Below are 13476 nucleotides of genomic sequence, written 5' to 3' on the forward strand. Positions count from 1 at the left end.
GAGGCTTTCAGTTTCAGCGAGTTTCTTTATTGCACATCAGCATCGAGGCGATGGCCGGCAACAAAACCAGTGCACCTACCATGTTCCAGATGAAGAGCAACACCAGCAGCAGGCCCATGTCGGCCTGGAACTTCAGTGCCGAGAACGACCAGGTGGCTACACCCATGGCCAGAGTGATGCCAGTGAAGGCCACCGAGGTGCCGGTAGTTTTCAACGCTTCAAAGAACGCCGCACGGAATTTCAGGCCCTGGTGCAGAAAGCCTTCCATGCGACTGTACAGGTAGATGCCATAGTCGACACCGATGCCGACGCCGAGGGCAATCACCGGTAGCGTGGCGATCTTCACTCCCAGGCCCATCTGCGCCATCACCGCTTCGCACAGCACGGTTGACAGGTACAGCGGCGCCATCAAGGCGATGGTCACTTTGATCGAATTAAACTCCCACCAGACCACTAGCGAGATGATCACAAACACCAGGAGCAGCATCAGCTTCTCGGACTGCTCGATGACGATGTTAGTCGCCGCCTCAATGCCGGCATTACCTGCCGCCTGGAGGATCTCGAAGTCTCCTGTGTCGTACTGCTTGCTGAAGGCCTCGACCGCGCTGACCACCCGGGTCAGCGTCTCGGCCTTGTGGTCACTCAGATACAGGCTGATTGGCGCCACGCTGCAGTTGGGGTCGACGAACTCGGCAGCGACACCTGAGCGGGCATTGTTCATCACGAACTGATCGCGCGACAGTTCGGCCCACTTCGGGTTGCCCTCATTGCGCGCAAGGATGTTGAAGCGCATGGTGCGATAGAGCGACTGCACCGATTCCACACCTTTGACTTCACGCATGCTCTGTTCGAACTGGTTGGCCAGGTCGGCAGCGGCGAAGCGTGCGCACTGTTCAGCCGGTGTCTTGAACATCACTACATAAACATCAGTGCTGGTGCTGTAGTGCTTGAGCAAGTAAGCGTTGTCCTGGTTGTAGCGCGCTTCCGGACGGAACTCCGGTGCGCCCTTGTCCAGGTCTCCAATTTTCAGATCTTGACGGGCGTAGTAGCCGACGCCGAGCAGCATCACGCTGAGGGCGATCAGCGGCAGCGCCACGCGCGGTTCGACCACGGCCGACAGGCGGCGGAAGATAGGCCAGGACGAATTGGCTCGCTTTTCCTGCTCACGCAAGCCGCGCGGACTGATGCCGGCGTAGGACATCAGCACCGGCAGCAGGAACATCTTGGTAAAAATGGCGACGAACACGCCAATGCTGGCGGTGATTGCCAGCTGCTGGATCACACCAATGTCGATCACCAACAAGGTGATAAACCCCACCGCATCGGCCAGCAGCGCCGTGGTGCCAGGAATGAATAGGGCGCGGAAGGTGTGTTGCGCGGCAACCAGCGGCGTGGCGCCATGCCCCATCGCGCTCATCATCAGGTTAATGTTCTGCACCGCGTGGCTGATGCCTATGGCGAAGATCAGGAACGGCACCAAGATCGAGTATGGGTCCAGACCGAAACCGAAAAGGTGCAACAGGCCAAGCTGACAAGCCACGGTGAGCAGGCAAGTCACCACGGTTACTGCGGTACTGCGCCAGCAGCGGCAATAGAGATAGAGCATCAGGCTAATCAGGCCGACTGTGATAGCGAAGAACAGCGCGATGTCGGTGGCAGCGGCCAGCAGATCACCGATGATCTGGGCGAAGCCGATCACGCGGATATTCACGCCCTGTACACCGAAATGCTCGCGCACCTGCTTTTCCAGCGCTTGGGTAAAGGCACCGTAGTCCAGCGGCTCGCCGGTCTCTGGGTTCATCTCCAGCAGTGGCACCCGGATCACCGCCGACTTGAAGTCGTTGGCGACGAAGCTGCCGAGCATGTTGGCGCGCTGGATGTTCTGCCGCACCTGTGCCAACGCCTCTGGGCTCCCGTCGTAGGTGTCGGGAATCACCCGGCCGGCGCGCAAGCCTTCGGTGGTGACTTCAGCCCAGAGCGCGTTAGGGGTCCACAGCGATTTCAAATTGCCGCGATCGACGCCAGGGATGTAGAAAATCCTATCGTTGACCTCGCGCAGAGTCTCAAGGAACTCCTTGCTGACAATGTCGCCCTTGGGGTTTTCCACCACCACGCGCAGCACGTTACTCTGCGGCCGGAGCACGCTCTCAAACTGCAGGTAGTTCTGGATAAACGGGTGGCCGGTCGGGATCATCCGGCTGAAGCTGGCGTCTGGGCGCAAGCCCAGGGCCTGGTAGCCGAGCAACAGCGAAAGGACCAAGAAGAACAGAAGCACCACCACGCGATTGCGAAACAGTGCACGTTCGGTGAAACCAACCAGCCGCTGCAAAGCGCTGGTCTCAAGTTGCGGGCTAGACCCGTCGTTCAGTTTGGCATTCATTGCAGCTGCTCCTTGAGCTCTGCCAAGGGCATGGTGATGAGGCCGGCGCTACCAATCAGCGCCAGTTGCTCGGCAGACACTTGCGCCACGCCGAGCCAAGGCGCCTTAGCGGCCGCCTGCCAAACTTTGAACTGCTGGCCATCGGTGCTGTACAGCACCACGCCACCTTGCCCGGTCAGCAGCAAGCTGCCGTCCGCCAGTTGTGCGGCGCCGTACAGACCCGCGCGCACCGGCAGCGGGATGACCTGCCAGCTCAGGCCCTGATCCTGGCTGGCCAGCAAGGTACCGCCGAAGCCCAAGGCCAGTAGGCGGCCATCGCTCAGCTGCTGCAGTTTGTACAGCGAGGCCGGGCTCATTGGCGTGATCACTGTCCAGTGCTGGCCGTCATCACTAGAGCGGTACAGACGCCCGCCTTCGCCGGCGACCACTAGACTGCCGTCGCGCAGACCGAGGACCGCATTGAAGTGCAAACGCTCGGGGTTTTCCAGGGTCGAGACAAATTCCCAGCTTTTCCCGCCATCGCGGGTATGCACAAGGATCCCATAGGCACCAACCGCCCAGCCTTGCTGCGCATCGCGGAACCACACATCCAGCAGCGGGCGTGCCGGGCCTGACTCGATACCGGCTTTAGCATCATCGAAGGCGAAGATGACATTCTCCAACTCGGTATGCAGCGCCTCGTCGTCTGGCGCCGCCGCACTGGCTAATTCCAAACGCGCCATCTCGGCCTCGGCCCACTTCAACATCAAAGCGCTTATGGCACTGCCGTCGAGTTGCTTGCTCCAGGTCTTGCCGCCATCGGTGCTATGCAGGACCACACCGTCATGGCCGACGGCCCAGCCGTTGTTGGCATCGGGGAAATGCACCGAGGTCAGCAGAACATCGACCGGCACTTGTGCCTGCTGGATCTCGCCGGAGGGCGAGCGCAACAGCACGTGGCCGCTGCCCCCCACCGTCACCAGATAATCGCCGACCAACTGCCCATCGGTGAGGGGCGACTCGCTGGCTAAGGGGGAAATTCGGGCGGCGCGCTCAAGGCGATCGACCAGTGGCGCGGCGCTGAGCGGCAAGGCCGCCAGGCCGACAGACAACAGGCAGAGCAACCTCAGCGCTGGTTGGTTGTATTTTTTCATGGCCAGCGTCTCAGAAAGTAAAAAAGGGGGAAAGCGCTAACCGCTTTCCACCCAAAGACCACGGAGTAAACAGTTAATCAGCGGCCGCTGCGACGCAGAGCCGAGGGACTAAAATCTTTCAAGTTCGCCGGAACGTTGAACTTGATTGGGATCTCCTGGTTCTGCAGGTTAACCACTAGGTAACGGCGTGCCTGCAGGTCGTAGGAAACCTCACTTATATGAAAACTGGACAAAATGTCGTAGCGCTGCAACGCGTGGGCCTCATGAAAGCGCCAAAGTTCGCCACGACTGTCATAAATGTCCGAGGCCAGGATGCTCCAGCTGTCCTCGTCGAGATAGAAGACCCGCTTGGCGTAGATATGCCGCTCACCCGGCTTCAGCGTGGCCTCGACCACCCAGACGCGATGTGGCTCGTAGCGCAGTAGGTCCTGGTTGAAGTGGTTGGGCTGAATGATCTGCTCGTACTTCAGCGAAGTATCGGCCAGCTTGTAAGTGTTGTAAGGCACAAGCATTTCTTTTTTGCCTACCAGCTTCCAGTCGTACTTGTCGGGCGCGCCGTTGTACATGTCAGCTGAGTCGTTGGTACGCAAGCCATCGGAGGCACCTGGCGGCGTGTCATAAGAGAACTCGGGCGCGCGCAGCACGCGCCGCTGCCCTGGGTTGTACTGCCAGGCCAGCCGGGACTCCTTGGTTTGGTCGAGTGGCTCATGCACCAGAGTCTGGCTGCCGGCGATACTTTCTGGGGAGGTAACGCTATTCCAGAAATAGTACAGCCGGTTCGGCTCCGGGTTGGTCATGCTTGAGGCCATGGCAAATTTTCGCATTCGGCGCACCGGAGTAAATGAGCCGTTGGCCTGCACCACCATTTCAGTCGGGTAATCGAGAAAGCCACCGGTACGATAGCGCGTCAGGTGGTTCCACATGGCCTCCAGACCCGACTTGGGAATAGGAAAAGGCACCGAGGTTTTCTGATAGTTGACCATGCTATCGCCGTTAAGCTCGAGCTTAGCGGCCTCTTCGCGGATCAGCTCGTACTCGTGCTGGGGCAGCGCAGCAGTGCGATGACTCGGATAGACGTTCAGCTTGTAGCTGGGAAACTTCGCCAGCAGCGCCTTGTACCCTGGCATCAACCGGTCGGCATATTGCGCCATGTTGGCCGCTGTAACGGTGTACAACGGTTGTTCATTCGCGAAGGGATCGATATAACCCTTGGCCGCACTGTAACCGGCCGGCGGCTGGGTAAGGCCACCGCTCCAGGCAGGAATGCTGCCGTCGGCATTGCCCGCTTGCTCGGCGCCGGTGGGCGTCAGGTCTTGGCCCAAGCGGGCAATTTCACTGGCATCCAGCTTGGCCAGGGCCGTTGCACTGGTTAGGCTGAGAAGGGTGCCGAGAATGGCAGCGGAGAGAAGATTCTTGTTCATTGGATTACCTCGAGATCAGAAGCCCATGCGCAGGTTGAACGCGACGAAATCACGGTCGGTCACTACGAGCGGCGTATTACCGGTACCAGACCAGGACAGTTCGGCCGAATAGTTTTGCTTGTAGCTAGCCCTTACCCCCAGCGAACCCAGCAGTCGGTCTTCGACGAAGTTACCGTCGTGGGACCAGCCCTTTACGTCCTGACCGAAGGTCATAAATGGCGATACGTTGACCCCGGCCAGCAAACCCGAATAATTCAACTGGGCACGCAGGCGATAGCCCCAGGAAAGGTCCGTGACAAAGCCGTCACGGCTACAACCGATTTTTTTGTAACTTTGCTCTGGCACCCCAGCGTTGCAGCCTGGCGAACCAATCCCCTGGCCATCAGCCATGTTGCTGCCGTATGCCTCGGTTTTCCCGTAACGACGCTCACTCAGCGCCGGCAAGTCATGCATGTACTTCATCGCGACCTCACCGGTTACATCAAGACCATCCGCGCCCAACACTCGGGGGAAGCTCTTAATAAACCCAAGTGACAGCTGCGACACCTCCAGGCGGTCATAACCATTGATCAGCGAGCCGGGGGCGGCAGCCTTCATCTCCCCTGCCAGCGGTGCACCGGGAATGAGTAGATTGGGATTGCCGAAGGTGCTCGGGATGGTGTCGCCGAGGGAAAGCCCCACGGGCTGATTCGGACGGTAGCTGTACTCGCCGAACACTGAGGCACCCAGGAGGCTGGTGGAAAAACTAAGACCGAAGATGCGGACGTCCTCGGGGAAGGCCATGAAATACTTGGCGTTGGTGGCCTCCTGACCTGCGATCCAGCCCGCTCCAACCGCAGGGCGCAAGTCGGTGCGCGCGCGGTTCTGCGGGGTGCGCGAATGGATATTCATGGCATAGGCGCCGAACTCGGTGCTTATGCTGTCGGCGAAATAGCGCATGGCCATACCAAACTGACCGCTGTCAGATGGCTCGTCGTCCTCCAGCCGATGCACATAGAGGCCCTTGGCATAACCAGCCTCATCATTAGGGTTGGCAGCAATACCAATGTCATCAACCTAAGCTGCAGCCCTGCCCAAGGCAAGCCCCCGAAGCAGCCAGCCGCCATGGCCGTCGGGCGATGACCAGGCCTCTGCCGCTCAATCAGGCGGTCTAACTGGGCTGGCGGTGATGTGATCATCGTCTGTTCCGGCTGTCTAGGCGAGATTTCTCGTTCTCCGGACGAGCCTATGCCGACCGCTTGTGGCCAGCTTTTTTTGCACGGAGGTTGGGCGGTGGTGTTTCTTCAGCGCGTCGGTTTGTAGCCCTCACAACCTCGGCTGGCTGCGCGTTTGCGTTGGCGCGCAAAGCTACGGCCTGAGCGTACGGCACTGAGGCTTTTAGCCATCAAGGCCAGCACATTGCTCAGCCCCTGAGCACAGTGCCGCACCAGCAGCTCGACCAGGGTATTTTTGAGCCGTGACACGCCTTGGGTGAAGTTGACTTTCCATCGCAGCTTGCGGCCTTTGTGGCGCTGTTCGATGACTGGCTGTAGCAGGTGCTGCATCAACAGCGCCAGGTTCTTCAACAGTTGAGCGGCATGAAAGTCCTGCTTTACAGCGGTCACGCTGCGGCCGCTGAAGTTGTCCAGCGTCAGGGTTTGTTTGAGGCGACGGAAGTCGGTTTCGATGCCCCAGCGGCGGTGGTAAAGCTCGGCAAACACCTCAGCGGGAAAGGCTTCTCGATCCAGCAACGAGGTCAGCAATACCTCGCTTTCGCCGTTGGCCAACTCGACCCGGATCAGTCTCAGCTCAATCTGATTGGCAGGATCAACGCCAGCCTCGGAGCAGAACAGACGTGCTTCAGGATGGTTGGCCACGAAAAGCTGTGTGTCTTCAACTTGGCCAGAGTGTAGAAACGCTTTGACCTGGGCGTTATAGCCACAGGGCAGGCGCATCAGAAAGTGCCGCTGTTGCTGCGCGAACAGCGCGAATAACCAGTGCCCAGGGTAACCACGGTCAAACAACGTCAGGCTGTCAGCCGGCAGGTGCTCAAGGTGCAGATGGGCACAGTCGCGCTCGCCGACGGTCAGGGGCACGATCAGGCTATGCAGGGTTTGACCGTCAGCGACTTCGTAGAGTGTGGACAAGCGAGCCATGGGAAAGCCAGAGTGACTGCCAAAGAAGGTCGCCATGGTCGACTCCAGGGGTAAATGCACGGTCGAGCCATCCACCGCGAGCACCCTCAGCCCACGCCACTTCTGGCGCAGCCCGAAGCAGTCAATTTGTTGCTGCAGGAGGCGATTGAGACTTTCAAATACCTCGGGGTTGAGCTTTTTGCGCGCTTTGCAGAAGGCCTGCGCAGTGACCATTTGCGTCTCAGTCGACGCCTGATTGAGTACGCGATAGAACTGATCGAGTTCGGTTTGCAGGGCCGTGCGCGGCTGATTGAGCAGGAACAGGACGAGGTTCTTGAAGGTGAGCTGGCGTCGGCGGGTAAAGTCTTGAGGATTCTGGCGGTGGGCGGCGATGAAGGCGGGACAATCGAGCGGACTGGTTACTTTTTGTACAACTTTCAAACCAGGGCTTGGCTGGCGGTGTCAAGCGATGCGGTATAGGTAGTCAAAAGGGCTTCTCCCATGCACTGATTTGAGCGCTAATTATATGATATTTATGGATAATTTCCAAAGTTGATGACATTGGCAGCAATACCGCCCCTGGCCAAGCCGAAACATCCATCCTGGATCAAGTCGTTGCTAGCAAAGTAGGTACCGCAACCTTCCAGAACGGTCTCACGCCATTGCAACTGGTAAAACACCTCAAGGTTGAGGCTGTCGGTGATACCGAAGTTGGCGAAGAGCAGTGGCACCGGGAGTAGAGCTTCCTTCAACTGAGAGCCCGGGCGGCGTAACGCGGCAAGATCCACTGGGTTGATCGAGTTGAGGCCATTCTGGAAGAACAACCCCTCGCCCCAGTTAATTACCTGATTACCGCCGCGTAAGTGCAACGGTCGCTCGCCGACTTCGAAGTCACCAAATACATAGGCATCCAGCAAGGCAACGCCTTGGAACTTGGCCAGATCGTCGAAGCCGCTATCGTTGAGCTTGGCACCCACCTGGTAACCATTGGCTGAATGGCCATGGTCGACCTCACGGTTGTTCAAGGTGTAGTCGTACCAGGCCTTACCGCGCAGAAAGACCCCATAATTACGCCAGTTCAACTCGGTTTCCGCCAATAGGGTGATCGGTGAAGACACCAAATTGCGCTTACGAAAATTCAGGCGGCCGTCATCACCGTTACGCGCACCTGAAGGGTTGAACTCACCAGCCGAGCCGTAGCCGATATGATCAGCATTACCCTGAAAAATCAGGTTTGAATCGGGTTTCTCAGCATTCCAGATTCCACCCACACTGATGCTACCGTTGGCGCGCCCCGTGATTTCACCTAATGCAAACTCACCCGCCTGAGCCTGCAGTGAAATCATGAGCGCTAGCGGGGTTATGCAAGCTGTCATCTTCAACAACAACGGATTAATCAGGCCGGACTCACTTCTTTCAAATCTCACGAAACAGCCTCCTATTTTTATTATATTTACTTCTATTTAATCGGCGATTATGGATATCGCACCAGATTAATTTGCTGCTTATAAAAACACGAATCAAACATATCTCTAGCGGCTGCCAATAGCATTATTACCAGCGAGCGCCAAATGCGTCATTTGAACACTTACCTGAAATAGCCATCACTAACCCCACAAGGTCTCACCGAAAATCCAGACACCATTAGAGCTATGTGACGAATTAAGTAATCGACAACTACCAACAGCTTTTTCATTTCAAATTAAAAATCTTTACGCGTAAAAAACAGCAATAAAAAACAAGCAACTTGAAAGCTTTAATTATCCACGAAAAAATTAAATTAATCGCCAGCCAGCCTAATCGCGACAGGGCTCTGGAAACATCAGGAACCCCGCCGACGACCAAGAAGCTATATTGTTTTAAGCCACTTAACGTTTCTCTACTTGGCAAGGAACTGCCGTCTCGAACGAAGAAACTGTGGTGTAGCGAGCACGCGGGAAGTAGTCGCCCATATCCTGCTGGATAGTTTCTTGCGACTTAATATTCTGCACTGCGTGTTTGAACTCACCACGGCCCAGCATGTTGCGCAGAACCAGGAAACTCAGATCCGGATCACCGGTACCGTCGCCCACATCCGCGATTGGCAACCAGGACACACCACACTCGTTGATTGCATTGCGTGGGCGGTCACTTTCGCGACTAAGTACCAAGGTGTAGTAGCCGTTAGCGTCCACCGGAATCTGCTCATCGAACAGACACTTATTGACCCGACCAGATGCGTAGCCCTGCTGAGAGCACCACGACCAGTAGCGCAGATCACCATCTTCAAACTTGGTGTTGCCGTTATAGGTCTTTGGCGTAGTTGGTGCTTTGGCGCGGATTACGAAAACCTCGCCGTGCTTACGGTTGATAAAGGTGCGCACATACTGGTTGTCGAGGTTGGCAAAGAAGGTCCCGTCTTTCTTATTGGTACCACTCGCCACTGTGTTGTCGCCGGTGTAAATGGCATAACGCGACATGCTTTCCGAACTCTTGCTCCAGGTCGGCGGGTTACTGGCCGGCATGGCCGGACCGCCACGCGCCTTGGCCACCTCCGTCAGTTTATTGAGGTACTCACGCGGGGTCGCCAGGGCTGCCTGATCAAACGACAATGGCTGGAAGCTACTCAAGCTGGCACAAACATCCTGTCCGCGCAGCTCCTTGCCATCAGCGAGAGTGAGTACCGGAGTTGGCAGACCGGAACCTGCTGTTTCGTCGGTATTTTTGTCCCCTGCGTAGATCCGATAAATCAGTTGCTGCTGGCCGTTTTCGGCTTGACCAGGCGCATGGATCTTGTCGCGGGTCTTGGCTTCTTGGTAAACGCCCCATGGAATAGGAGTGCTCAACGGCTCGCTAACCACTTCGATTTTATAGCCGCGCTGTTTACTGTTGCGGTCTGCACCGAAGAGATATGGGTTGCTAGCACCTGGCTTCGGCGCGATCAGGTAGTCGGCCACTGAGTCGAGAGGAGCACCCAAACGGTCATAGCTGATTAGGGACATATAGCGAGCATGCGGAAAACTGCCCTCTAAATGCAGCTTCGCGCCCTTCGGCACCGAGAAAGCTGCTCCCCAATAGAATGTTCCGGCGTCAGGGAAGGCGATGTTGATGTAGGGGTCACCACTGACCGGGCCGTAGCGCCAAAAACACGAACGAGGGCCTGGCATTGGATCCTTACCGATGGCAACACGCTGCTGGCCTTCCTCGAAGGCATTCGCCTGATCCCAGTTAGCCTGAGAAGGCGAGGCCGCCAGGATTAGAGTGGTCATCGCTAAAACTTGTGACGTTAGCCAAATATGAGGGCTTCAAGGTCATCTCCTTATCGGTGGATTCAAACCTTATTTTGGATACCGTATCCAGGCAGCGAAATAGTGTGGGCACCACAAGGGATAGGGCGGTTTTCTAGCGCGTATTTTTCTAATGTTGTCGCTTACAACTGCTGCGGACACACGCCTTGGCAAAGTATGTGGTGGTCGACCCTAAGGACTTGGGACCTGCTACCGAGGGCTGCTAGCTCTCCGCCGGCAACACCAGTCAGTTCCCCACGCATAGGCCACGCATGCCGCATTAGGATCATTAGGATCATTAGGATCATTAGGATCGGGCGAACCCTGGGTGAGAAGAACGGCTCTAGGCAGCCACTCTGCTATGTCGACAGCCGGCCTAATAAATTAGCACCGCCCATTTACAGCGATAGCTGCACCTGTGATTGCACTAGCCTCCTGAGAGGCTAAAAATACGATCACATTAGCGACCTGCTCTGGCGTAACCCAGCGGGTGGCATCCGCATCAGGCATATCGAGGCGGTTCTGCGGGGTATCGATGATCGATGGCATGATCGCATTGACCGTGATGCGCTGATCTTTCAACTCTTCGGCCAACGCCTCCGTAAGGCGCATCACCCCGGACTTTGCTGCAGCATAGGCCCCCATGCCTAGGCTGGCCTTACTGGCCGCTCCGGCTGCAATGTTGATAATGCGCCCGGCTTCGGCTTTCTTCAGGTGTGTCAGCGCGGCCATGCTAGCCGTTGCGGCAGTGCGCACGTTCATTTGATACATCAAATCCCAGGTCGCAAGATCGCCGCCCTCGATGGTCTCCCAGCGAAAACCACCCGCCACGTTGATGAGCGCATCTAATCCTTGAAAATGCTGCTGCACCTGCTGCATTGCACAATTTGCCATGTGCAGATCGGTTAGATCGACCGCGCCGATAAGCAGTTTTTCAGAGCGCGCCGTGTCGGCCAGGGGTCGCGGCACGCTGGCCTGATCAATCAGGGCCACCCGCCAACCATTGGCCGCGAACGCCTCGCCTACCGCTATACCTAGACAACCGAATCCACCGCTAATTGCGACTACTTTACTCACGCTTATTCTCCTTGAAGTGGACTACACCAGGGCTGCACTGAGCACTGAGCCCCGGCACGAGTGGTCAGCTAGGTTGCCACTATTGCCGTGCAGAACCTGTCGCCGAGCCGACAAGTGGGCACAGTCAAGAGTGCTAACTTGCCTGGTCGCTGAGTCGCTGAAAGCCATCAGCCGCTCAACTTTCTTGAGTCGAGAGAAAAGGATCGCGCGCAATGAATCTGATCGTGTTTGCCATACCGATTTTTTTAACCACCACCTTGCTGGAAGCATGGCTGGCGCACCGCCGCGGGCTAGCGGCGTATTCCATACCTGATGCCATCAGCAGCTACCAATATGGTCTATTGAGCCAGGTGGTTGGGGCGTTCACCAAGTTGGCGAAACTGGGCGTTTACACTCTGGTATTCGAAGCCTACCGCGCCACGACCTTGCCTAGCGATAGCCTGTGGGTATGGGTCGGAGCCCTTGTGGCCTACGACTTTTTCTACTACTGGCATCACCGTATGAACCATGAAATTGGCTTGCTGTGGGCCGGGCACGTATCGCATCACTCTTCCGAGTACTTCAACCTGGCAACAGCCATACGCCAGTCCTCGACGAGCGCACTTCTGGGCTGGATATTCTATCTACCGATGGCAGTGGCCGGTGTGCCGCCCAGCGTGTTTGCCGGGGTGTTGCTGATCGACTTGCTTTACCAGTACTGGGTGCATACCGAGGTAATTGGTCGTTTGGGCTGGCTTGATCGCATCTTCGTCACACCCTCAAACCATCGCGTCCATCATGGGCAAAATGACTACTGCATGGACACAAACTACGGGGGCATTCTGATTCTCTGGGATCGCCTATTCGGTACCTTCGCCGAGGAGCGCAAGGACGAGAAGGTCATCTACGGCGTGCGCACACCGTTGCAGAGCCTTAACCCATTCTGGGGCAACATGCATTACTACATTGAGCTCTGGCAGAAATCCAAAGCCACCCCGGGCTGGCGGGCTAAACTTGGCGTCTGGCTGGCACCACCTGGTGGCTGGCACGATGAGGCGAGCGAGCCTTACGAGCCGTCGCAGTTTAAGTATTACGATCCGTGTACACCCGATGCGGTCAAACGCTATGCGGTAGTGCATCAGGTGCTTGCAATGTTGTTCCTCATGCATTTTCTGACGCTACTCAACACCTTGCCGAAGACCTTACTGGCACTCTACGCCGCTGGCTTTGCCATTTCGGCAATCTCTCTCACGTCACTATTGGAAGGACGTGCCAATGCACGGCGTTTTGAGCAGTGCCGTGTCATAGGACTGGGCATTGCCTTTGCTGCTCTACCTGACTGGTTCGGTTTTAGTATGCCCATCGCACTCAAGCTGATGTTATTGGTTGTAATGCTAGGCAGCGCTGCATGGCTCAGCCGCACTTCCTTCAAACCTGCTGCTTTGTGGACTTCCCAATGAATGCCGATGCCATTTCCGACTTGATCTTGGCTGTGGTTGCCTTTTCCATTGCCTTTGTCCAGCTGCGCCAGCGCCCTGCTCTAGCCATTGGTTGCGGCCTGATCGGCCTGGCGGCAGCGATTGGTACACTGCATTACCAGTATGGTGAGTTGTTCGCCGGCCCACATCGCTTTACCGGCCTGGTTGCCGCCAGCGCAGGTTTCCCGCTGCTGGTCATTGCACTGCGCTGGCCAGATGACTCTGTTGCTCAGCGCATCACGGCCGCAGGGCGCTTCGCGCTCTTGGTTGGGAGCTTCGGGGTGGTGATTAGCGTGTCGGGATTTGACACCTGGCGCATGCTGGTGCCTCTTGGCTCTGTCTTGTTAATCTGTGCCACAGCCTTAGTGACGCGGCGGGTAATGCCACTCGGGGCGGCGCTAGTGTTCATCGTTAGTCTAGCGGCCGGTGCAACCGGTGAAGAGATGCTCGGACCGCTATCTGGCATCCAATGGCTGCACTACTTGCTGTCTTTAGCCCTGCTGCTGCTGCACCGGGATAGGGTGGTGCCGCTGTTAGCTGCGAGCCGTTAATTCGGCTTCCCCTGCATCCCATATCTTGGGAAACTGTCGAATGTGGTTAAGACCCAACATCGATGTTTCCAAGGTTT

The 13476-nt window shown here is 56.9% G+C and carries 10 protein-coding genes; 2 read left to right on the forward strand and 8 right to left on the reverse strand.

What is annotated here, in order from left to right:
* Positions 1-13: 13 nt before the first annotated feature.
* From ACWPW0_RS14185 to ACWPW0_RS14220, 8 genes are all read right to left on the reverse strand, one after another.
* A complete protein-coding gene (locus ACWPW0_RS14185; protein ID WP_024014388.1) occupies positions 14-2380 on the reverse strand; it encodes an efflux RND transporter permease subunit in 2367 nt (788 codons plus the stop codon).
* Positions 2377-3513 (reverse strand): YCF48-related protein, encoded by a 1137-nt coding sequence (locus ACWPW0_RS14190; protein ID WP_024014387.1) that lies wholly within the window; start codon positions 3511-3513, stop codon positions 2377-2379. Before ACWPW0_RS14190 ends, ACWPW0_RS14185 begins: the two co-directional genes overlap by 4 nt.
* A gap of 77 nt (positions 3514-3590) precedes the next feature.
* On the reverse strand, positions 3591-4934 hold the full coding sequence (locus tag ACWPW0_RS14195) for a DUF1329 domain-containing protein (RefSeq protein ID WP_024014386.1): 1344 nt from the start codon (positions 4932-4934) through the stop codon (positions 3591-3593).
* Positions 4935-4949: 15 nt separating this feature from the next.
* A complete protein-coding gene (locus tag ACWPW0_RS14200) occupies positions 4950-5981 on the reverse strand; it encodes a DUF1302 family protein (protein ID WP_454256743.1) in 1032 nt (343 codons plus the stop codon).
* Between the two features lie 236 nt (positions 5982-6217).
* Complete coding sequence (locus tag ACWPW0_RS14205) at positions 6218-7489, reverse strand: IS4-like element ISPa1635 family transposase (protein ID WP_454255649.1); 1272 nt, start codon at positions 7487-7489, stop codon at positions 6218-6220.
* Positions 7490-7581: 92 nt separating this feature from the next.
* Positions 7582-8475 carry a DUF1302 domain-containing protein gene (locus ACWPW0_RS14210; protein ID WP_454255650.1) on the reverse strand — a complete coding sequence of 298 codons (894 nt, stop codon included), beginning with the start codon at positions 8473-8475 and terminating at the stop codon, positions 7582-7584.
* 441 nt (positions 8476-8916) lie between these two features.
* Complete coding sequence (locus ACWPW0_RS14215; protein ID WP_024014384.1) at positions 8917-10296, reverse strand: hypothetical protein; 1380 nt, start codon at positions 10294-10296, stop codon at positions 8917-8919.
* Between the two features lie 402 nt (positions 10297-10698).
* Positions 10699-11391 carry an SDR family NAD(P)-dependent oxidoreductase gene (locus tag ACWPW0_RS14220; RefSeq protein ID WP_021219117.1) on the reverse strand — a complete coding sequence of 231 codons (693 nt, stop codon included), beginning with the start codon at positions 11389-11391 and terminating at the stop codon, positions 10699-10701.
* A gap of 212 nt (positions 11392-11603) precedes the next feature.
* On the opposite strand from ACWPW0_RS14220, the gene ACWPW0_RS14225 reads away from it, so the two are divergent.
* Together ACWPW0_RS14225 and ACWPW0_RS14230 are read left to right on the forward strand one after the other, a co-directional pair.
* Complete coding sequence (locus ACWPW0_RS14225; RefSeq protein ID WP_003090706.1) at positions 11604-12830, forward strand: sterol desaturase family protein; 1227 nt, start codon at positions 11604-11606, stop codon at positions 12828-12830.
* Positions 12827-13399, forward strand: coding sequence for a hypothetical protein (locus tag ACWPW0_RS14230; protein ID WP_021219115.1), 573 nt, complete (start codon positions 12827-12829; stop codon positions 13397-13399). Before ACWPW0_RS14225 ends, ACWPW0_RS14230 begins: the two co-directional genes overlap by 4 nt.
* Positions 13400-13476 lie beyond the last annotated feature (77 nt).

It is taken from the genome of Pseudomonas sp. Marseille-Q8238 (assembly GCF_965111915.1).

Coding starts and splice junctions, on each gene's coding strand:
- ACWPW0_RS14185 (WP_024014388.1), bottom strand. CDS start 2,380: ATGAATGCCAAACTGAACGACGGGTCTAGCCCGCAACTTGAGACCAGC.
- ACWPW0_RS14190 (WP_024014387.1), bottom strand. CDS start 3,513: ATGAAAAAATACAACCAACCAGCGCTGAGGTTGCTCTGCCTGTTGTCT.
- ACWPW0_RS14195 (WP_024014386.1), bottom strand. CDS start 4,934: ATGAACAAGAATCTTCTCTCCGCTGCCATTCTCGGCACCCTTCTCAGC.
- ACWPW0_RS14215 (WP_024014384.1), bottom strand. CDS start 10,296: ATGACCACTCTAATCCTGGCGGCCTCGCCTTCTCAGGCTAACTGGGAT.
- ACWPW0_RS14225 (WP_003090706.1), top strand. CDS start 11,604: ATGAATCTGATCGTGTTTGCCATACCGATTTTTTTAACCACCACCTTG.
- ACWPW0_RS14230 (WP_021219115.1), top strand. CDS start 12,827: ATGAATGCCGATGCCATTTCCGACTTGATCTTGGCTGTGGTTGCCTTT.